This window comes from Jeotgalibaca sp. MA1X17-3 (genome assembly GCF_021513155.1).
Lineage (GTDB): Bacteria > Bacillota > Bacilli > Lactobacillales > Aerococcaceae > Jeotgalibaca.
Map to the genome: position 1 here is coordinate 1,204,170 of NZ_CP090983.1, position 18,331 is coordinate 1,222,500.

The following is an 18,331-nucleotide window of genomic DNA, read 5'->3' on the forward strand; positions in this document are numbered from 1 at the left end:
TAACAAGAAAGGATGAGAATTGGGTGCAAGATCCACTTATAAATATAGAAGAAGAAAAAAAGTAAAGATTCTAAATAGTGCGATGAAAGAATTTAGTAAAAACACTTTCCAGAAAGCTTCCACAAATAAGATAGTCGAGGATGCTGGGATATCAAAAGGAATCTTGTTCCATTATTTTGGTAGTAAAAAAAAGTTATATGAATACCTAGAATATTTTGCAATAAAAGTGATTACAGATAGTATTGTTGAAAAGTTAGATTGGGATCAATCAGATATTTTTTTACGGATGAAAGAAATTTCAATGATTAAGTTTACTGTTTTTCAAAAGTATTCTTTCTTAAGCGAGTTTTCTCTCGTTGTATTTCAAGATAAAAGTTTAGAAGAAATGATGGCGATTTATCCTGACTTTCCGGTTGAATTGTATAGTCAAGTATATACATTAAATATAGATTATTCACTTTTTAAAGAAAATCTCGATATAGAAAAAGCAATGAATATTATTCGGTGGACATTAGAAAAGTATAGCGAAGATATGAAGAAAATGGAAAATAAAAAATTAGAATTTGATGCCAGAAAAATTGAGAAGGATCTACTTGTTTATATGGAGATGTTAAGAACCAGTTTCTATAAATAGAGAGGAGTCATTTACTGATGATTACCGTTAAAAATTTATCCCATTCTTATAATGATGATGAGAATTTTCAAGTGAAAGATATTAGTTTTGAAGTAAAAGATGGAGAAGTATTTGGATTTTTAGGACCTTCTGGAGCTGGAAAGTCTACTACACAAAATATATTAACAGGACTTTTACAACTTCAAAAAGGTGAAGTAGAAGTTGCAGGCTATAATATTAAAGAAATGTCGAAACAACGTTTTAATGAAATCGGCATGAGTTTTGAGCAATCAAACGTTTATAGTAAATTAACTGCCAAGGAAAACTTAGATTTTTATGCTAAATTATTCGATGTACCGACAATTGATTCTATGAAACTATTGAAATTAGTCGGATTAGATGGAAAAGAAAATGTAAAAGCGGGTGAGTTTTCGAAAGGTATGAAACACCGACTTACTTTTGCAAGATCCATGATTAATCAACCCAAGCTTTGGTTTTTAGATGAACCGACAACAGGTCTTGATCCTTCTATTGCAGCAGATATAAAAGATATTATCAAGCAAAAAAATAAAGAAGGAGTTACTATTTTTCTAACCACTCATAATATGTTTATTGCGGATGAACTTTGTGATCGAGTAGCCTTTATTGTGGATGGTGAAATCAAATTAATCGATTCTCCTAAAAATTTGAAACTTCAATATGGAGACAAGCTCGTAGAAGTGGAATACCTTGAAAATGATGAAGTAGTTAAGAAAACTTTCTCCACGATTCTTCCTCGAGATAAAAAAGCTCTACAAGAAATTATTGAGCATCATGATATTCAAACGATGCATACAAAAGAAGCAACACTAGAAGAAATATTTATTAAAGTAACGGGAAGGGGGCTGTCGTAATATGAAGTTCTTTTCAAGTTTTGTAAAAGAATTGAAAATTGCTTCTCGAGGCTTTTATTTTTATATTGAAATTTTTATGGCAGTTTTGATCTTACTTACTTTTCTGTTTTTCGTACCTGATCAGTTTCAAACAAAAGGAACTGAATATATTTATTTAGATATGCCCACTGAATCTAGAGAACTCTTTATGGATGAAATATCTGAAAATGATTTAGACGGTAAAGTTGAGGATGTCACTGTTAATATAGATAAAGTAGAAAAACCCGCATTCTTATTTAGTACAGAAGATAAGGAAATTTATCTTCTAACTAGTAGAGAAGATGCTGTTTATATGGCAGAAACAGAAAGGAAAATGGCTGCCGTTATTGAAATGGATGATCAAAATCAGTTGAAATATGAATATTTTCTGCAAGGCTATGAATCCAATCGATTTAAAAATCTTTTAAGTATTTTACACGTAGAATCGTCTGAGTTCATACAAACTACGATGCAAAATCAAGAAGTACGACCCTTATCAACGGATCATCAACTTTTAACGGATAAGGAAAATATGATTCCTACTATTTTAGTATTTAATGGAAGTTTGATGGGGCTTTTCATTATTGCTGCTTATATTTTTCTAGATCGACAAGAAGGGGTTATTAAAGCATACGCAGTAACGCCATCCCCCGTATGGCATTACTTAATGAGTAAAGTAGCCGTTATTATTTTAACTAGTTTTATATCTAGCTTGATTGTATTAATTCCAATCATGGGACTTCAACCCGATTATTTTTTACTTATTATCTTATTACTAGCAACAGGATTCTTTTCATCTTCGCTAGGGTTATTGATAGCTAGTTTTTATGAAAATATTATGCAAGCCTTTGGAACGATATATGTGGTTATGATGCTCATGATTATTCCAAACATTGCTTATTTCCTGCCTAGTTGGAATCCTAACTTTATTAAGTTCATTCCCACTTATCTAATGCTAGAAGGGTTTAAATCTATCTTGCTAGATACTCCAGATACTAAATATGTTTTATTGATTTCTGGAGGATTTCTTTTAACAGGATTTCTTTTATTCTTCTTTTCAAATAGACGTTATAAAAAAACACTAGCAGGATAAGGAGGGATTTTGATATGTTTAAAAAAATAGGGAACATTTTTATAAGAGATGTAAAAGTAAATATGAAGGACTTTATCTCCCTTTATGTGATGGTCGTTCCGATTATCTTTGCAATGCTCATTAATATATTTACTCCAGGTATTAATGAAACAACGGTTAGTCTAGCCTTAGTAAATGGAAATCATTCTGATCAAATCGAATATTTAGAAGATTTTGCTAAAGTAGAACGATTTGATACGGTTGAAGAAGTACAGGAACGAGTAGAAAAAAGAGACCATCTAATTGGAATTATTCCAGAGGGTAATGATTACTATTTGATGACACAAGGAAATGAACCAGAGGAAATGGTAGATTATGCAACGTTACTTCAAAGTTTTTATATCTTAGATATTAAAGTTGAAGATTCCAACAGTAAATTGACTGAGTTTAATCGAACCGTTCCTCCACTTAAAAAAGTTTTAGTGAATGTTTCGATTTTATTTATATCAGTATTAGCGGGAATGTTAATTGCTTTAAATATTGTAGAGGAAAAAGTCGATCGTACCATTCGAGCCATCAATGTTACTCCGACAACGAAATTAGAGTATATTCTTGGAAAAAGTGTAATGGGTGTAATCTTTTCCTTGTTCGGGAGCATTGCTTTGATTTTTATTACTGGATTTGGTGGGATAAATTTATTGCAGTTTCTACTTATCTTAATCGTAACGTCTTTATTAAGTATCCTCGTTGGCTTTATTCAAGGATTAACGAGTTCTGATATTATTACTGCTGCTGGAAGTATTAAACTTCTATTTCTACCTTTAATAGCAGGAGTATTGGCGGTGGAGATACTCGGTGAGAAATGGCAAAAATTCTTTTATTGGGATCCTTTTTACTGGGCATATAAAGGAAATGATCTTATTTTATCTCAAAGTGGAACGTGGCAACAAGTGAGTGTGTATGCAGGAATTGCATTTCTAATAAGTGGAGTTGTTTTTTTAATCCTTGCTCCAAAAATAAAAAAAGGATTACAATAGAAGATACAAAAAAAGAGACCCTTAAATAAAAGTAGGTGTCTCTTTCCTTTTTATAGCGTTTATTTTGAATCTTTAGAAGTGTTTAATCATTGTAGTTGCAACCTCTAGCATTCGTATTGATAATTGATGATGATCAATTAGCATATCAAAAGTATAGTCTTCTCCTAATACGGAGTAGTCTTTTCCTTCTGGAAATTTTCCTTCATCATAAGACTGTCTATCTTGATGCCATTTTTCATCTCCATAGTAACGGGTTAGCGCTTGTAACGAGTCTTGTTTTGATTCTAATTCATTCAAGACGTTTTCAAATCTTTGTATCGTATTTATCATATCATTTAAAATGAATTGCATTTTTTGAACTCTTTCGTACTGAGGTGAGAAATTATTTTTTTCTGTCATGATATTTTGCAAAAGGATTACATTTTCACTCATCCTACGCAAATTCGCCTCCACTAAGTAGATGAGTTACCTATTCATATAACTTCTACTCTATTATTTTAGTATATTCTTTATCTATACTAAAAAATATAAAAGAAGATGTCAATTTATATGATATTGAATATTTTTCTTAACTTAGCTTTTGTAGGAGGTTTTATTTATAAGTACTGTATAATCAAATTATAAACAGAATGGAGAATGATATGAAAACTATTAAAACAGAAAAAATAATTCAGAAGTATATTTTTATTATTGCTTTAGTCGTACTAGCTATCATAAATTTTGACCGATTAATCGGAATGGTGCACGTTCTTTGGATAGCCTTTTCAAATATTATGTTTGCAGCAGCATTTGCTTATATCGTTAACATTGTTATGGTTCGAATTGAAAAAGGGATCTCTAAAATAAAGGGTCCAATTATTCAAAAATACAAACGAGTAATGAGCTTATTTCTTTCATTAACGTTTATTGTTCTAATCATCTATACGTTGATCGCATTAGTATTTCCAGTTATTACGGAAGCAGTTAATGTTTTATTGATTAATCTTCCTACTTATTTTGTTGAAATTCAAAGTTTCCTTGTCAATATATTTAGAAACAATCAAGAAATTACGAATGTAATTGAGAGTATGGAGATAAATTGGAAAGAATTATTAGAAAACGGAATTGCCTTTTTAGGAAATGGAATCGGAAATGTATTAGGGACAACGTTCAATGTTATTACGGTTGTTTTGGGTAGTGTGTTTAATTTGTTGTTAGTCGTTATCTTTTCTATTTATATTTTATTGGATAAAGAACGTTTTATAGGAATGTATGAAAGAATTGCAAAGGTATATTTGAAACCTATACATAAATCTCGTTTGGATACGACCTTGCAATTGATTCATCAGTCATTTACGGCTTTTATAGCTGGACAAAGTGTAGAGGCAGTTATTTTAGGAGGACTGTGTGCTATTGGGATGTTCTTGTTACAATTACCATATGCCTTGATGGTAGGAACCCTTGTTGGCGTATTTAATATCGTTCCGATTGTCGGTGCATACGTAGGGGGTGCGATAGGGGTATTCATGGTTTTCACTGTAAATCCTTTATCTGCAGTAGTTTTTTTAGTTTATCTAATCGTTTTACAACAAATTGAAAGTAATTTAATTTATCCGAAAGTTGTCGGAAATTCAGTAGGACTCCCTGGAATTTATGTACTCGCTTCTGTAATGGTATTTGGATCGCTTGCTGGAGTCCTTGGAATGTTCTTAGGGATTCCGATTGTTGCTAGTCTGTATAAATTAGGCAAGCGATATTTATCGTACAAAGAAAGAATGGTCTCTAATCATGAAATGGCACCTACCGAGTAGGTTTTGTTGCCTGTTTGAACAAGTACTAATAGGAAGAGGAGGGTTCATATGACTGATAGAGCGAAGAATGACTCACTGAAAGCTTTTGCTGTTCTTATGCGTTCTTCACAATATGTACAAGAGAGCATCCAAAAAAGTGTTGCAAAATTCGGTTTGAATACGTCAGAATTTGGAGTGTTGGAACTACTCTATCATAAAGGAGAACAGCCTATCCAAAATATCGGAAAGAAAATACTACTGGCAAGTAGCAGTATGACCTATGTGATTGATCGTTTAGAACAAAAGCAATTAGTAACGAGGACAAAAGGGAAAACTGATCGAAGAGTAATGAACATAGCGATAACAGATAAAGGAAGCCAATTGATGGATGAAATCTTTCCCCTTAATCAAAAAGATATCGAAGAACTGTTCTCTGTTTTAGAGCCGGAAGAATTAAAAATGTATATTCAATTAGGGAAAAAAATTGGGTTGCATGCAAAAGGGATTAATGAGAAGTAGAAAATAAAGAGATTTCTTCATAAAAAGACAGTTACCTAATACACGGTAACTGTCTTTTTACTATTTTATCCTAATTTAGTAAATAATAGAATCCAAAAGAGTACATTGGATAATTGTATTACATCCTATTAAAATACAACTGTTGATGCTGCATTCTTAAGAATAGCAACAATACTCCAACCAGCAATACTGTAATCCTGGGACAGAATATTTAAATCTAATTGTACATCATCGCCTATGACTTCTATTCTGTAATCATCACCTGAAAATTGGGGAGTTGCATCAATATTAAACTTAGTGTCTTCCAGTCCTGCACTGGCATATGATGTTGAAAAGATTACATTAAATACATAGGGGTTTATTTCTAAAATATCTTTAGCTGATCCTGTGAAAACTCTCTCAGGCTTCGTAATCTCCATCAATTTCTCACTGTTAAATAGCGTTCTATTGATAAAGTGTGGTGACTTTTTAGAAGTTATAGTAACATCTATTGGTGTTTTGCTCATTAATGCAGCTGTTTGGAGAAGATTATAAGCCCCTGTTGCACCACCTGGTAGATAGATTTTCACATTATTTTCTTCAGCTGTTTTTTTGATTTGTTCAAAGAATTTGGTGTCTGCTAATGGAGCAGCTGAAAGTATAATGATATTTGAACCACCACTTAAAATTGTTTCAGCGTAATCTGTAACCGCTTGTCCACTAGCTGCTTCTGCTACAAAATCTGGTTTAAGATCCATTAGTTGTTCAATATTCGAGTAGGCAACACAGCCAAAATGATCAGCAAAGACTTTTGCTTTTTTTGAATTTCTTGCTAAAACACCAACTATTTCATACTCTGGTAAAGTGCCATCTATTACAGCATTTGCCACAATTTGATTTAAATATCCACATCCTAATAATGCTAAACGTTTTTTTTCATAGTCCAATCCTTTTTTAATTTTTTATTTAACATATGGTAAAGCATCTCTACAATTAATCAATTACCTACTGACTGAAACATCAATTTAAGGTTTTAACTCAAGAATTATTCGCTTAATTTTCCTTGTTCGATTGATTTTTCGTAAACCGCTCTCATTGATTGGATAATACTACTTCTAAAGCCAGTTTCTTCTAGTTTTAGAATAGCCTGTATGGTCCCACCACCCGGTGAAGTTACTGCATCTTTTAAGACTCCAGGATGCTCTCCGCTTTCTAGTACCATTTGAGCTGCTCCTTTTAATGCTTGAGCTGCTAGCTGATAAGATACATCTCTTGCGAGACCAAAAGATACCGCGGCATCTGCCATTGCTTCCATATAAACATATGCATAAGCTGGTGAGCTACCCGCAATTGCGATAAAGGCTTCAATATCTTTTTCATTTATTTTAATATATTTTCCAAAAGAAGAAAATATTTTTTTAACTTCCTCATGATCTTCTTCCGTAATTTCTCCCTCTTCAAAACTATAGGCTGTCATACCTTCCCTTACCAAAGCAGGTGTGTTGGGCATAGTTCTTACTACATTAGTGCTTTGTCCTAGAAATCCTTTAATTGAATGAATTGAAAATCCAGGTGCTATAGTAACGATGATGTGTTCATTCGTAATATATGGTTTAATCTCTTTAAATATCAGTTTATAAACATCCGGTTTAACTGCTAATATAACATATTTAGAGTGATCAAAAATTTCTTTAACTGATTCTAATATCTTAACTTTATTCTTATCCATTTTAGCCTTTTTTTTCTCATCAATATCATAGACATATACATCAATGTCGTTAGCCTGTACTAGTCCATTGGCCATGGCACTTCCCATATTTCCAATTCCTATAAATCCTACTTTTATCATATATACTCTCCTTAGGTAAAACTAATATTTTTTTACATTAAATTATTCTAAAATAATGGTAAATTTAATTATAATTTTACCATTGATTTATATTAATGTCAAGATTTAACATTTTGTGGTCGTGTAACTTTATTTTTGGTTCTTGCTTAACCTAAAGTTACCATTCTATATTTAATTTTTATTTTCATTCAGGTAACTGCTCATAGGCTAAACGATTGATAATCTCTTGATGATTTGGATATCGTTTTATTAAATCATCTTTTGTGAATAGGGTAAAGTCATCAAAATCAAAGCCTGGAATGACCGTACAACTGACTAAGGAGTATCCTTCTTCTACCGTTGAACCAAAAATTGTTCCAGCAAGAACGTTGTGATGTAAGGAATGACCATTATCTATACCTAAAGCTGTTTGGGTATAGCTTCCATCCTTATGTAAAGAATGAACGGTTAAGGGAGCCCCTGTGTGGTAAAACCATAATTCATCTGAAGTTAATTCATGAAAATGAGAGGGACTTTCAGGAGTTAAAAGGAAATAAATATTTGTATATAAGGGTAAAATTTTATCGTTATTTGAATAAGTCACTTTTGAATAATCTGTTTGTTTGTAATAGCCACCTTCAGGATGAGGCTGTAAATCTAATTTGTTAATCCAATATTCTGCTGTTTCCATGAAAACTCTCCTTTAGAAATCATTTGTACTATCATCATAGAGTAAAGTTAATCGGAAGGAAAGAGAAGATATAGGTACAAGTCTTAGGTTAGATCGTGATATCATTATTAAATATAAAGGACTTTAAGGGATTCTCTTAATAAACTAAAAAAAGAACGTTACATATGGTAAAATGGTCATATTAATAATGAAGGTGTTAAAATGAGAAAAAAGAAAATCCCAAAAACAAATGCGATGCGAAAATTAGACCAACTTCATATTGCTTATGATGTTCATGAATATACGTGGTCCGAAGACCATTTAGATGCGGAGCATGTCTTAAAGCAAATGGAAAAAAGTGGAGGATCCGTGTATAAAACGATTGTAACCGTAGGAGATAGAACCGGTGTAACCGTGGCTGTTATTCCCGCTAACGAGAAGATTAGTTTAAAAGAGTTTGCTCGTACAAGCGGCAATAAATCCATTCATCTTTTACCTCTTGAAGAATTGGAGGACATAACTGGTTATATTCGGGGTGGGTGTTCTCCAATTGGAATGAAGAAGGAATACCCAACTTATTTTTCAAATCATATAAAAGAAAAGCAATCTATAATCGTTTCAGCAGGAAAAAGAGGGGTTCAAATTCAACTGGAACCTCAAAAGTTAGTAGAGATTACAAATGCGGGACTAGGAGATTTTACGGTTCCAAATAAGAAATCATAAAGAGGAGAGTAAAGGTGAGAGATATGAAAAAAATACATATATATCACTTAAATGATTTGCACTCCCATTTTGAGAATTGGCCCTAAAAATAAGACGTTTTTTGAACAGTCGAAAAGCTTTTCATCAAGAACAATCGGAAGATGCTTTGTTTTTTGATATAGGGGACTTTCTAGATCGAGTTCATCCGCTAACAGAAGCAACCGATGGACAAGCTAATATTGAGTTAATGAATACCGTCCCTTTTGATGTGGTAACGATTGGCAATAATGAAGGAATTGGAAACCCAAAAAGAATTCTCAATCAACTCTATGATCATGCAAATGTTGATGTTGTCTTAGCGAATCTTTTTGATATAGAAACTCAAAAAATACCAGATTGGGCAGAGGAGTATGTCATTCGTACGACAACAGACGGTGTTCGTGTTGGGATCATTGGTTTAACAGCTCCTCTTTATTTAAGTTATCTCCCGAATGGCTGGCAACCAAAAGAATCTTTTGAAATTTTGCCAGATTTATTAAAAGAATTGGCCCCGAAGACAGACATCATTATTTTACTATCTCACATGGGCATTATAGAAGATGAACATATGGCAGAAATGTACGAAGATATTGATTTAATTATTGGTGCCCACACTCATCATGTCTTACCTACCGGAAGGTTGATTGAACAGACGTTACTAACTGGCGGAGGAAAGTGGGGCACTTACGTAGGACATACGACGTTCACCTTATCGGACAAGCAGCGTATAAAGATGGAAACGGAACTGATTGACTGCTCCCTCCTTCCCGATGTGCCAGAGGATGCTAATGAAATAGAGGGATTATTTATTGGAGGAGAAGATCTCTTACGTCAAGAAGAAATTATGACACTCCCTTTTTCTTTGAAAACAGATTGGAATCATCATACTGCATTAGTAGATTTAGGACTTGATGCGATTACCCAATATGCAGAAGTACAGATTGGAATTTTGAACTCTGGACTTTTTTTAGATGACTTACCCAAAGGAACCATTACCAAACAAACTCTGCATCATGTTCTTCCACATCCTATGAAGTTAATCGTGTGCCGAATGAATGGAAGAGACTTCAAAGAAATGATTTGGGGAATGGAACGACAAAGAGAAGAGTTACGAACTCGAAAAGTAATGGGAATGGGATTCAGAGGAAAAGTATTCGGTGAATTGTGTTACAAAGGAATAGAAGTTCTACCAGAATCACATACTATTTTATATGCAGGTAAAAAAATAATGGATGAACAAGAATTATCATTTGTAACAGTAGATCATTATCGATACGTGGATTTTTTTCCTTCTATAGAGAATAAAGGCAGAAATGAATTGCTATTTCCTTATTTTTTAAGAGAAGTAGTCGGATGGTATCTAGAAGAACACGTTCCAATTATGAATTGTAAAAGAGGCGATTAAATGTTAAAAAAAGAAAGTAAAAAAGAAAAGAAAATACTGAAAGAACAGATTGCTTCTAAACTAGAGGATATTACTACCGAGGTAGAAGAGCAACAGGAAGTTGAACCAGTCATTTTAAATCAATCAAATGTTACAAAGATTGATGATACTCATGTAAAAATTGAAAATCAAGTCTATGAAGTCGTAGTTGATTATCGAGATGCGTTTCAAGTGGATGCAATTGTTGAACGACATAATAGCATTCTTAATAAGTATGACTATATCGTAGGTGATTGGGGATATGATCAATTGCGTCTAAAAGGGTTCTTTGATGAAAGTAATAATCGAGCACCTTTTGACAAAAAAATTGACTTTTTAGAAGATTATTTATTTGAGTTTTGTAACTTTGGTTGTGCGTATTTTGTTTTAGAAAAAGAGAAATCTGAGAAAAGTAAGAAATCGAAAAGCCAACGAAAGAAAAAAACGAAACGAGTAGATCACCAAAAAAGTGAACCACAAAAACCAGAAGCTAAAAAAACACAACCAAGAAAAACAGATATGAAGAATGATAGTAGTAATCGCAAAGTACATACTCCTGTTGTTCCTAAGCAGAAACCGAGTCCTTCTAATAAGGTATCTCCAAAAAATAAAAAAGAAACACCACCTAATCAAAGTAAAGGTTTTGTCATTAAAAAAACTGAAAATAAAAAACCACAGACTCAAGTTAAAAATAATAAAACAATTGCAGTAGAACAAGAAAATCCAAAAGCAGATTTCAAAATTCATACGGTAAAAGATGAAAAAAACCATAAATAATAGAAAATAGGGAGGAAATGATGAACAAAGCATATAAAGGATACTTAATTGATTTAGATGGCACCGTTTATAATGGAAACGAGCCGATTTTGACTGCAAGACTATTTGTGGAAGAATTACAAGAAAAAAATATCCCATTTTTATTTTTGACGAACAATGCTACAAAAGAGCCAGAAGATGTCGTGAAATTTTTGAAAGAAACGTGTGACATTCATACCGATGAAAACCATGTATATACGAGTGGGATGGCTGCGATTGATTATGTAAAAAAAATCATCCAGCAGCAAGAACATTAGTGGTAGGAGAAGCTGCTTTAATTAAACAAGCAAAAACAGCTGGATTAATTGTAACTAAAGATGATGTGGAGGTTGTTATTCAAGCTCTGGATCGTGATACAACCTATGAGAAGTTAATGGATGCAAGTATGGCAATTCGAAAAGGTGCCGAATTCGTTGTAACCAATACCGATTCTAATTTACCAACAGAATTTGGTTTTGTTCCTGGTTCAGGTTCACTAACTGCTTTTCTAAAAGCAAGTACTCAAAAAGAACCTACTATAATAGGTAAACCTCATTCACCTATTATGGAAGGAGCTCTTCAAATGATGGGATTAGAAAAAGATGAAGTAGTGATGATTGGAGACAATTATCATACAGACATCCTTGCGGGAATCCATTTTGGAATAGACACCATTTTAACCTTAACTGGATTTACTCAACGAGTTGATTTAGAAGCTAAAGAAGAAAAACCGACTCATATCATCGAGGATTTAAGCGAGTGGCAGCTATGATGATACGAAAATTCGGAAATTTCATTGGATATCTTGCTATCTTTTTATTTATTCTATCATTTGCAATTGCCTTTGTTATTAATTTTACTCCTCTTTATCATTTTGAAATTTCTTTTTTAAATATTGAGGAGATGACAGGGCTATCGAAAGATATTCTAGTTGATAATTATCGAATTTTGATTAACTATCTAAACGTTCCTTGGATAGAAGAGTTATCCATGCCAAATTTCCCATCATCAGAAAATGGTTTATTTCATTTTTATGAAGTGAAAAAGTTGTTTCAACTCGACTATGTGATCTTATTGATTACTGGTGTTCTTTCATTTTTCTTTATCAAAGAAAAACGTAAAGGTCGAGTTTGGGAGATGGTTCTTCCATTACAGATAATGGCGATCTTACCTAATATTTTATTGTTTTTTATCTTTGTTAATTTCAATCGTCTTTTTGTACTATTTCACGAAATCTTTTTTAATAATGATGCATGGATATTTGATGCTCAATCAGATCCAATTATCCTTGCTTTACCACAAGATTTTTTTATGCACTGTTTTGTTCTTGTTTTCTTAATTCTAGAAATAACCTTGTGGGCACTTTATATATGGGCGAAAAGAAAAACCGTAAAATAATAGAAAAAAGACACTTCGAATTTCTCGAAGTGTCTTTTTTCTATTATTTCATAATTTCACTTTTGTTTGGATCATCATGGGCAATTCGGCTTGCTGCTGCAGCGGCGATTGCTCCCACAATATCATCTAAAAAAGTATGACATTGTTCATTAGAACGGTCATTTAAGTCTTGAAGAATTCCTGGTTTTACCTTATCGATATATCCGTAATTAGTAAATCCAATGGATCCATAAACATTTACAATCGATAAAGCTAAAATTTCATCAATTCCGTAGAGACCCTCATCATTTACAAGAATATCTCGCAGGGGTTGAGATACTTTACCTTCTTCAGCTAACATATCTAATTCAATTCCCGTAATAATCGCATTTTGAACTTCTCTTTTCGTTAAGACTGCTTCCACATTTTTCCGGCAATCTTCACGCGTGATACCAGGTACATAATCTTTTTGTAAGTAGAGTACTAAATCGGCAATATCATCCAAATCAATTCCCCGGATAGTTAACAACTCTAAAGCTCTTTCATGTAATTCACTGTGACTTTTTATCAATTTTATTTCCTCCTTTTAAAATAGGCTCGTACTGTGCATTGGCTGCACACGTGTATCTGGATTAATAAAGGCCATGGCATTATTTACTGCAGTAGGTGCTTCGCCGAATCCAGATGCAATTAGTTTCACTTTTCCTTCATACGTACAGATGTCTCCTACAGCATAGACACCAGGTATAGATGTTTCCATCTTAGAGTTTACCACGATTGCATTTCCTTTTACTTGGTAACCCCATTTTTTTAACCCACCAATAGATGAAGAAAATCCATAGTTAATTAAAAAATCATCCACATCTATTTCTACGGTCCGTTCTTTACGAACTTCTTGTAAAACAACTGTATCTAAAGTAGCACCATCTCCATTGATACGAGTAGGTACGAAAGGAGTCATTACTTCAACCGATGAAAGGGATAGCAAATGCAAGCTATGTTCTTGCGCGCGAAACTGTGGACGTCTATGTATTAAAATAACTTTTTTAGCAATTGGCTCTAGCGTAAGAGCCCAATCGACTGCGGAATCTCCACCTCCACAAATTGCGACAGTTTTATCTCTAAAACTTTCTACATTATTAACAAAATAATGCAAGTTCGTATCTTCATACATTTCTGCATGATCTATTTCCAGTTTTCTTGGCCGGAAAGCACCATTACCAGAAGAGATGATAACTGCTTTTGAGTAATGCAGACACTTTGTTGTTTGGATTTCAAAAATCCCATCTTCATTTTTTTCTAATTCAAAAGCTTCTTCTTCAAATACAGTGGTTGTATTAAATCGACTCATCTGTTCATGGAGGTCTTTTACTAATTGTTCACCAGTAACTTCAGGTATTGCAGCAATATCATAAATGTTTTTTTCTGCATATAACATCCCTGGCTGACCACCCAATTGAGGCAATGCTTCTATAATCTTTACCTTCGCTTGTCGTAGTCCTGCATAAAATGCTGTAAACATACCGACTGGACCTCCACCGATGATGGTTATATCATAAATCTCTTTATCTTCGTTCAAAACGAACCCTCCAAATTTCCTTTTTAAAGAATACCCATACGAGCATAAATTAAGCGAACAGCAAAGGCTACCGCTATGCCTGTCAACAAGCCAACGAATACTTCAGCTGGTTTATGACCAAGATATTTTTTTAAAATCATTTTTTTATCTTGAATTCGCTCCAATGTATCTGTTTGATTTTCATCAGAATACTTGTGTATATAATTTTCTGCAAGAATTCTCCATTCCTTTAGTAAATCTACCAAAACGATTCCTTGTTCACCACTTTGACGACGAACACCCATAGAGTCGAACATGACAATGACTCCAAAGGTAGTAGCAATTGCTACATATCCAGATGCATACCCATATTCTAGAATAAGTGCTGTAATCAAAGCCGTTACCCCGGCTGAGTGAGAACTAGGCATTCCGCCTGTTGTTGTAACAATAGCTAAGGATGTCTGTTTTCCTTTTAATAATCGTGCAATCGGATATTTAATAATTTGCGTAAAGAAAATAGCGGTTAACGCACAAATTAATGGGAAGTTCATAAATATAATCATTCAAGCGCACCCTTCGTCAGTTGTTGTAATCATTATCTATAATAACATGAAACCTTTTACTTCTGATAATAAAATTAACTAGTCGTTTAGATTAGTCCTTTGCATTTTGAAATCTCAAAAGAAAATAGATAGTAAGTGAAAAATATAAAGTTAAGTTAATCAGTAAATAAGATAGAAGAAATATACTTGCTTCAGGACTTTTTAATGCAATCAAAACTTACTTTACTAATTATTGATTGTTGTTTTTTATAATTTTATAGCTTATGATGAAATAAAGAGAAGAGGAGATGAAATAATGACAAAATTACCACAGGTAAGTGAACATAGTGAAAATGAAATAAACGTAACAATGAAAACAAGTAAAGGGGACATCAAATTTAGATTATTCCCAGACCGTGCACCTAAAGCAGTTGAAAACTTTGTTGGTTTAGCTAAAAAAGGATATTACAACGGAATTATTTTCCATCGCGTCATCAATAACTTCATGATTCAAGGTGGAGATCCTACAGGTACAGGAATGGGTGGAGCAAGTATTTGGGATAAGTCTTTTGAAGATGAGTTCAACAATGGTTTATTCAATATACATGGTGCACTTTCCATGGCAAATGCAGGTCCAAACACAAATGGCAGTCAATTTTTCATTGTAACAGCAAATAACGTTCCGAATGACATGCTTTCTCAACTAAAAGATGGTGGTTGGCCCGCTGAAATTATTGATGTTTATGCAAAACAAGGGGGAACACCTTGGTTAGATAATCGTCACACTGTTTTCGGTCAAGTAGATTCAGGCTTGGATGTTGCGTATGCAATACAAGATGTTGAAAAGAATGCAGCGGATAAACCATTGGAAGATGTAGTATTAGAAGAAGTTATCGTCGAAGGTTAAGGTTTACTTCATGAAGACTATAGAGTTTTTGCCTATCGTTTTCTTCACAAAACATGTTATAATGAAGGTGTATAGTGAAGGGAAGTTAATTAATAATGAAATATAGAATAGGAGATGTTGTTACCGGTAAAATTACTGGTATACAGTCTTACGGTATATTCGTAGCATTGGATAAACAAACACAGGGACTCATTCATATTTCGGAATGCAAGCATGGATACGTTACAAACTTAGATGGATTAGCTAAACAAGATGAGGATGTCGTTGCAAAAATTATTGATATCGACGAATACACCCAAAAAATTAGCTTGTCTTTAAGAGCTTTGGATAAGTTGCCGCTTCCAGCTTATCCGTCCCGGAAAAAGTATAAGAGGAGACGATATTCTCCTCATATAGGATTTGTCTCCTTACGTGATAAAATGCCGGTTTGGATTGAAGAAGCAAAACAGGACGAGAAATCACGAATTTCCGAAATGGTAAATGGAAATTAAAATACTATTATATGGAAAAGGGATGAAAGATTATGACCAGAAAGAATCATGTTGCTGGGACAATTATGGTAACAAATCAACAAGGAGAATCTTTTTTTCTGGTACACCATCTAGAAGGGAAACTTTTTTTCCTTTTGAATTAATAGATACAGAAGACCGATCACCGATGGGGATCATTATGAAAAGATTACTTCAACATGTCACGATCAGTTCTGATTCATTACGCTTGATGGATCTAACAAATATAAAAGAAGAAGACTCTAAAACACCTCTTTTTGTATTTGATATAGTAGAAACACCTGCGAATCCAGATACCATATTAATAGATAGTGACGTTATGTTTTGGAGAAGAGCAAAGGATTTAAAGTATTTATGGGATGAATGTAATTTTGAAGGTGTTCCCATATATCACGCACCGCAATTAGAAATGGACTAAACAAAAAGAGATGGAGGAAATTTAATGGCACATATTCAATTTGATTACTCAAAAGCGCTACAGTTCTTTGGTAAACATGAATTAGATAACTTACAAGTACAAGTATCCGCAGCAGACAAAACACTACGTGAAGGTACGGGTGCAGGTGGAGACTTTGTAGGTTGGGTAGATTGGCCAGAAAATTACGATAAAGAAGAATTTGCACGCATCAAAAAAGCAGCAGAAAAGATCCAAAGTGATTCCGAAGTTCTAGTAGTTATCGGAATAGGTGGATCCTATTTAGGTGCTAGAGCAGCAATAGACTTTTTGAACCATACTTTTAATAACTTGCAATCAAAAGAAGATCGTAAAGCACCTCAAGTCTTTTTTGCAGGAAATAGCATTAGTTCTACATACTTAGCAGATCTTATTGAAGTGATTGGTGATCGTGATTTCTCAGTAAATATGATTTCTAAATCTGGTACAACAACAGAGCCTGCTATTGCTTTCCGTGTATTCAAGAAATTATTGATTGATAAATACGGAAAAGAAGAAGCAGTAAAACGTATTTATTCTACCACCGATAAAGAACGTGGAGCAGCAAAACATGAAGCTGATGTAGAAGGATATGAAACATTTGTTATTCCAGATGATATTGGTGGACGCTTTACTGTTTTAACTGCTGTTGGGTTACTACCAATTGCTGTTAGTGGCGCAGATATTGATGCAATCATGGAAGGTGCTAAAGATGCTCGTAAAGCATATTCTGATTCAGACTTAGAAAAAAATGGTGCATATCAATATGCAGCAATCCGTAATATTTTGTACCGTAAAGGAAAAGTCACTGAATTATTAATTAACTATGAACCAGGAATGCAATATTTCTCAGAATGGTGGAAACAACTATTCGGAGAGTCTGAAGGAAAAGATGAAAAAGGTATTTTCCCTGCTAGTGCAAACTTTTCTACAGATTTGCATTCATTGGGACAATACATTCAAGAAGGTAGACGTAATATCTTCGAAACAGTTATTAAAGTAGATAACCCTCGAAAAAATTTGGATATTCCTATGCAAGATGAAGACTTGGATGGTTTACAATACTTACAAGGAAAAGATCTTGATTTTGTGAACACCAAAGCTTATCAAGGTACTTTACTAGCTCATACTGATGGAGATGTTCCAAACCTGTTGTTATCCATTCCTAAAATGGATGCTTATAGTTTAGGTTATCTTATCTACTTCTTCGAAATTGCAGTTGGAATTTCTGGATATTTAAATGGAGTTAATCCATTTGATCAACCAGGTGTAGAAGCGTATAAGAAAAATATGTTTGCATTACTAGGAAAGCCTGGGTATGAAGAGTTAGCGAAAGATTTGAATAGTAGACTATAAAAGAATTTAAAAAAGAAGAAGCATATGCTTCTTCTTTTTTTATTGAAGTCATATCATGATAGAAGCAATCGAAATTAAGAATGAAAAGATTCACAGGTTAACAAGGCCTGCATCTCAGTGGTAAAGTTTATGTTGACAATAAATAAAAGAAATTCATATTTATGTTTGACATCATCTCTTCCGCATGATATTATTCTTAAGTCGCTTGTTTGCAAGAGCGAAGAAACGGATTCAGAAGAACGACAATAAATACAACAATAAAATAAAAAACATTTTATTTTATTGTTGACAG

At 33.4% G+C, this 18,331-nt stretch carries 23 protein-coding genes; 16 read left to right on the forward strand and 7 right to left on the reverse strand.

Annotated features, from left to right (window positions below):
- Positions 1-19: 19 nt before the first annotated feature.
- From LZ578_RS05975 to LZ578_RS05990, 4 genes are read left to right on the forward strand one after another with little or no spacing between them, the layout of a single operon-like run.
- Positions 20-634 carry a TetR/AcrR family transcriptional regulator gene (locus LZ578_RS05975; RefSeq protein WP_235144235.1) on the forward strand — a complete coding sequence of 205 codons (615 nt, stop codon included), beginning with the start codon at positions 20-22 and terminating at the stop codon, positions 632-634.
- 17 nt (positions 635-651) lie between these two features.
- A complete protein-coding gene (locus LZ578_RS05980; RefSeq protein WP_235144236.1) occupies positions 652-1,506 on the forward strand; it encodes an ABC transporter ATP-binding protein in 855 nt (284 codons plus the stop codon).
- A 1-nt stretch (position 1,507) separates the two neighbouring features.
- Entirely contained in the window at positions 1,508-2,617 is a 1,110-nt protein-coding gene (locus LZ578_RS05985; protein WP_235144237.1) for an ABC transporter permease, read from the forward strand.
- A gap of 14 nt (positions 2,618-2,631) precedes the next feature.
- Positions 2,632-3,633: an ABC transporter permease gene (locus tag LZ578_RS05990; RefSeq protein ID WP_235144238.1), complete on the forward strand. Its 1,002-nt coding sequence runs from the start codon at positions 2,632-2,634 to the stop codon at positions 3,631-3,633.
- A 72-nt stretch (positions 3,634-3,705) separates the two neighbouring features.
- Here LZ578_RS05990 and LZ578_RS05995 read toward each other — a convergent pair whose 3' ends face one another.
- Positions 3,706-4,065, reverse strand: a complete 360-nt coding sequence (locus LZ578_RS05995; RefSeq protein WP_235144239.1) for a DUF4298 domain-containing protein — start codon at positions 4,063-4,065, stop codon at positions 3,706-3,708.
- Between the two features lie 209 nt (positions 4,066-4,274).
- Between LZ578_RS05995 and LZ578_RS06000 the strand changes: the two genes are divergently transcribed.
- Together LZ578_RS06000 and LZ578_RS06005 are read left to right on the forward strand one after the other, a co-directional pair.
- On the forward strand, positions 4,275-5,423 hold the full coding sequence (locus LZ578_RS06000) for an AI-2E family transporter (RefSeq protein ID WP_235144240.1): 1,149 nt from the start codon (positions 4,275-4,277) through the stop codon (positions 5,421-5,423).
- Positions 5,424-5,471: 48 nt separating this feature from the next.
- Complete coding sequence (locus tag LZ578_RS06005; protein ID WP_235144241.1) at positions 5,472-5,921, forward strand: MarR family winged helix-turn-helix transcriptional regulator; 450 nt, start codon at positions 5,472-5,474, stop codon at positions 5,919-5,921.
- A gap of 128 nt (positions 5,922-6,049) precedes the next feature.
- Here the strand turns inward: LZ578_RS06005 and LZ578_RS06010 are convergent, their stop codons facing one another.
- From LZ578_RS06010 to LZ578_RS06020, 3 genes are all read right to left on the reverse strand, one after another.
- Positions 6,050-6,847 carry an aspartate dehydrogenase domain-containing protein gene (locus LZ578_RS06010; RefSeq protein WP_235144242.1) on the reverse strand — a complete coding sequence of 266 codons (798 nt, stop codon included), beginning with the start codon at positions 6,845-6,847 and terminating at the stop codon, positions 6,050-6,052.
- Positions 6,848-6,945: 98 nt separating this feature from the next.
- The gene (proC, locus tag LZ578_RS06015) at positions 6,946-7,749 is read right to left on the reverse strand and encodes a pyrroline-5-carboxylate reductase (RefSeq protein WP_235144243.1); all 804 of its coding nucleotides are present in this window, start codon (positions 7,747-7,749) and stop codon (positions 6,946-6,948) included.
- A gap of 184 nt (positions 7,750-7,933) precedes the next feature.
- The gene (locus LZ578_RS06020) at positions 7,934-8,419 is read right to left on the reverse strand and encodes a cupin domain-containing protein (protein ID WP_235144244.1); all 486 of its coding nucleotides are present in this window, start codon (positions 8,417-8,419) and stop codon (positions 7,934-7,936) included.
- 201 nt (positions 8,420-8,620) lie between these two features.
- Between LZ578_RS06020 and ybaK the strand changes: the two genes are divergently transcribed.
- The 6 genes from ybaK to LZ578_RS06050 all read left to right on the forward strand — a co-directional run bounded on the left by ybaK (position 8,621) and on the right by LZ578_RS06050 (position 12,755).
- Positions 8,621-9,121 carry a Cys-tRNA(Pro) deacylase gene (gene ybaK, locus LZ578_RS06025; protein ID WP_235144245.1) on the forward strand — a complete coding sequence of 167 codons (501 nt, stop codon included), beginning with the start codon at positions 8,621-8,623 and terminating at the stop codon, positions 9,119-9,121.
- 100 nt (positions 9,122-9,221) lie between these two features.
- Positions 9,222-10,544, forward strand: coding sequence for a bifunctional UDP-sugar hydrolase/5'-nucleotidase (locus tag LZ578_RS06030; RefSeq protein WP_235144246.1), 1,323 nt, complete (start codon positions 9,222-9,224; stop codon positions 10,542-10,544).
- A complete protein-coding gene (locus LZ578_RS06035) occupies positions 10,545-11,339 on the forward strand; it encodes a YutD family protein (RefSeq protein ID WP_235144247.1) in 795 nt (264 codons plus the stop codon).
- A 20-nt stretch (positions 11,340-11,359) separates the two neighbouring features.
- A complete protein-coding gene (locus LZ578_RS06040) occupies positions 11,360-11,635 on the forward strand; it encodes a hypothetical protein (protein ID WP_235144248.1) in 276 nt (91 codons plus the stop codon).
- Positions 11,635-12,129: an HAD hydrolase-like protein gene (locus LZ578_RS06045; protein WP_235144249.1), complete on the forward strand. Its 495-nt coding sequence runs from the start codon at positions 11,635-11,637 to the stop codon at positions 12,127-12,129. Before LZ578_RS06040 ends, LZ578_RS06045 begins: the two co-directional genes overlap by 1 nt.
- Positions 12,126-12,755: a TIGR01906 family membrane protein gene (locus LZ578_RS06050; RefSeq protein WP_235144250.1), complete on the forward strand. Its 630-nt coding sequence runs from the start codon at positions 12,126-12,128 to the stop codon at positions 12,753-12,755. The genes LZ578_RS06045 and LZ578_RS06050 overlap by 4 nt, the downstream gene beginning before the upstream one ends.
- A gap of 43 nt (positions 12,756-12,798) precedes the next feature.
- On the opposite strand, the gene LZ578_RS06055 is transcribed toward LZ578_RS06050, so the two are convergent.
- From LZ578_RS06055 to LZ578_RS06065, 3 genes are read right to left on the reverse strand one after another with little or no spacing between them, the layout of a single operon-like run.
- On the reverse strand, positions 12,799-13,302 hold the full coding sequence (locus LZ578_RS06055; protein WP_235146411.1) for a phosphatidylglycerophosphatase A: 504 nt from the start codon (positions 13,300-13,302) through the stop codon (positions 12,799-12,801).
- Positions 13,303-13,320: 18 nt separating this feature from the next.
- Entirely contained in the window at positions 13,321-14,313 is a 993-nt protein-coding gene (locus LZ578_RS06060) for an NAD(P)/FAD-dependent oxidoreductase (protein ID WP_235144251.1), read from the reverse strand.
- A gap of 23 nt (positions 14,314-14,336) precedes the next feature.
- Positions 14,337-14,855, reverse strand: coding sequence for a divergent PAP2 family protein (locus LZ578_RS06065; protein ID WP_235144252.1), 519 nt, complete (start codon positions 14,853-14,855; stop codon positions 14,337-14,339).
- Between the two features lie 295 nt (positions 14,856-15,150).
- On the opposite strand from LZ578_RS06065, the gene LZ578_RS06070 reads away from it, so the two are divergent.
- From LZ578_RS06070 to LZ578_RS06085, 4 genes are all read left to right on the forward strand, one after another.
- Positions 15,151-15,741, forward strand: coding sequence for a peptidylprolyl isomerase (locus LZ578_RS06070; RefSeq protein WP_235144253.1), 591 nt, complete (start codon positions 15,151-15,153; stop codon positions 15,739-15,741).
- Positions 15,742-15,836: 95 nt separating this feature from the next.
- Complete coding sequence (locus LZ578_RS06075; RefSeq protein ID WP_235144254.1) at positions 15,837-16,232, forward strand: CvfD/Ygs/GSP13 family RNA-binding post-transcriptional regulator; 396 nt, start codon at positions 15,837-15,839, stop codon at positions 16,230-16,232.
- Positions 16,222-16,668, forward strand: coding sequence for a hypothetical protein (locus LZ578_RS06080; RefSeq protein ID WP_235144255.1), 447 nt, complete (start codon positions 16,222-16,224; stop codon positions 16,666-16,668). The genes LZ578_RS06075 and LZ578_RS06080 overlap by 11 nt, the downstream gene beginning before the upstream one ends.
- A gap of 24 nt (positions 16,669-16,692) precedes the next feature.
- Positions 16,693-18,039 carry a glucose-6-phosphate isomerase gene (locus LZ578_RS06085; protein ID WP_235144256.1) on the forward strand — a complete coding sequence of 449 codons (1,347 nt, stop codon included), beginning with the start codon at positions 16,693-16,695 and terminating at the stop codon, positions 18,037-18,039.
- The last annotated feature ends 292 nt before the right edge of the window (positions 18,040-18,331 follow it).

Bases quoted from the DNA above. Each gene is read 5' to 3' on its own strand.
- LZ578_RS06020 (WP_235144244.1), bottom strand. From the start codon at position 8,419: ATGGAAACAGCAGAATATTGGATTAACAAATTAGATTTACAGCCTCAT.
- LZ578_RS06075 (WP_235144254.1), top strand. From the start codon at position 15,837: ATGAAATATAGAATAGGAGATGTTGTTACCGGTAAAATTACTGGTATA.
- LZ578_RS06005 (WP_235144241.1), top strand. From the start codon at position 5,472: ATGACTGATAGAGCGAAGAATGACTCACTGAAAGCTTTTGCTGTTCTT.
- LZ578_RS05995 (WP_235144239.1), bottom strand. From the start codon at position 4,065: ATGAGTGAAAATGTAATCCTTTTGCAAAATATCATGACAGAAAAAAAT.
- LZ578_RS06040 (WP_235144248.1), top strand. From the start codon at position 11,360: ATGAACAAAGCATATAAAGGATACTTAATTGATTTAGATGGCACCGTT.
- LZ578_RS05985 (WP_235144237.1), top strand. From the start codon at position 1,508: ATGAAGTTCTTTTCAAGTTTTGTAAAAGAATTGAAAATTGCTTCTCGA.
- LZ578_RS06035 (WP_235144247.1), top strand. From the start codon at position 10,545: ATGTTAAAAAAAGAAAGTAAAAAAGAAAAGAAAATACTGAAAGAACAG.
- proC (WP_235144243.1), bottom strand. From the start codon at position 7,749: ATGATAAAAGTAGGATTTATAGGAATTGGAAATATGGGAAGTGCCATG.
- LZ578_RS05980 (WP_235144236.1), top strand. From the start codon at position 652: ATGATTACCGTTAAAAATTTATCCCATTCTTATAATGATGATGAGAAT.
- LZ578_RS05990 (WP_235144238.1), top strand. From the start codon at position 2,632: ATGTTTAAAAAAATAGGGAACATTTTTATAAGAGATGTAAAAGTAAAT.
- LZ578_RS06085 (WP_235144256.1), top strand. From the start codon at position 16,693: ATGGCACATATTCAATTTGATTACTCAAAAGCGCTACAGTTCTTTGGT.
- LZ578_RS06000 (WP_235144240.1), top strand. From the start codon at position 4,275: ATGAAAACTATTAAAACAGAAAAAATAATTCAGAAGTATATTTTTATT.
- LZ578_RS06065 (WP_235144252.1), bottom strand. From the start codon at position 14,855: ATGATTATATTTATGAACTTCCCATTAATTTGTGCGTTAACCGCTATT.
- LZ578_RS06070 (WP_235144253.1), top strand. From the start codon at position 15,151: ATGACAAAATTACCACAGGTAAGTGAACATAGTGAAAATGAAATAAAC.
- LZ578_RS06080 (WP_235144255.1), top strand. From the start codon at position 16,222: ATGGAAATTAAAATACTATTATATGGAAAAGGGATGAAAGATTATGAC.
- LZ578_RS06050 (WP_235144250.1), top strand. From the start codon at position 12,126: ATGATGATACGAAAATTCGGAAATTTCATTGGATATCTTGCTATCTTT.
- ybaK (WP_235144245.1), top strand. From the start codon at position 8,621: ATGAGAAAAAAGAAAATCCCAAAAACAAATGCGATGCGAAAATTAGAC.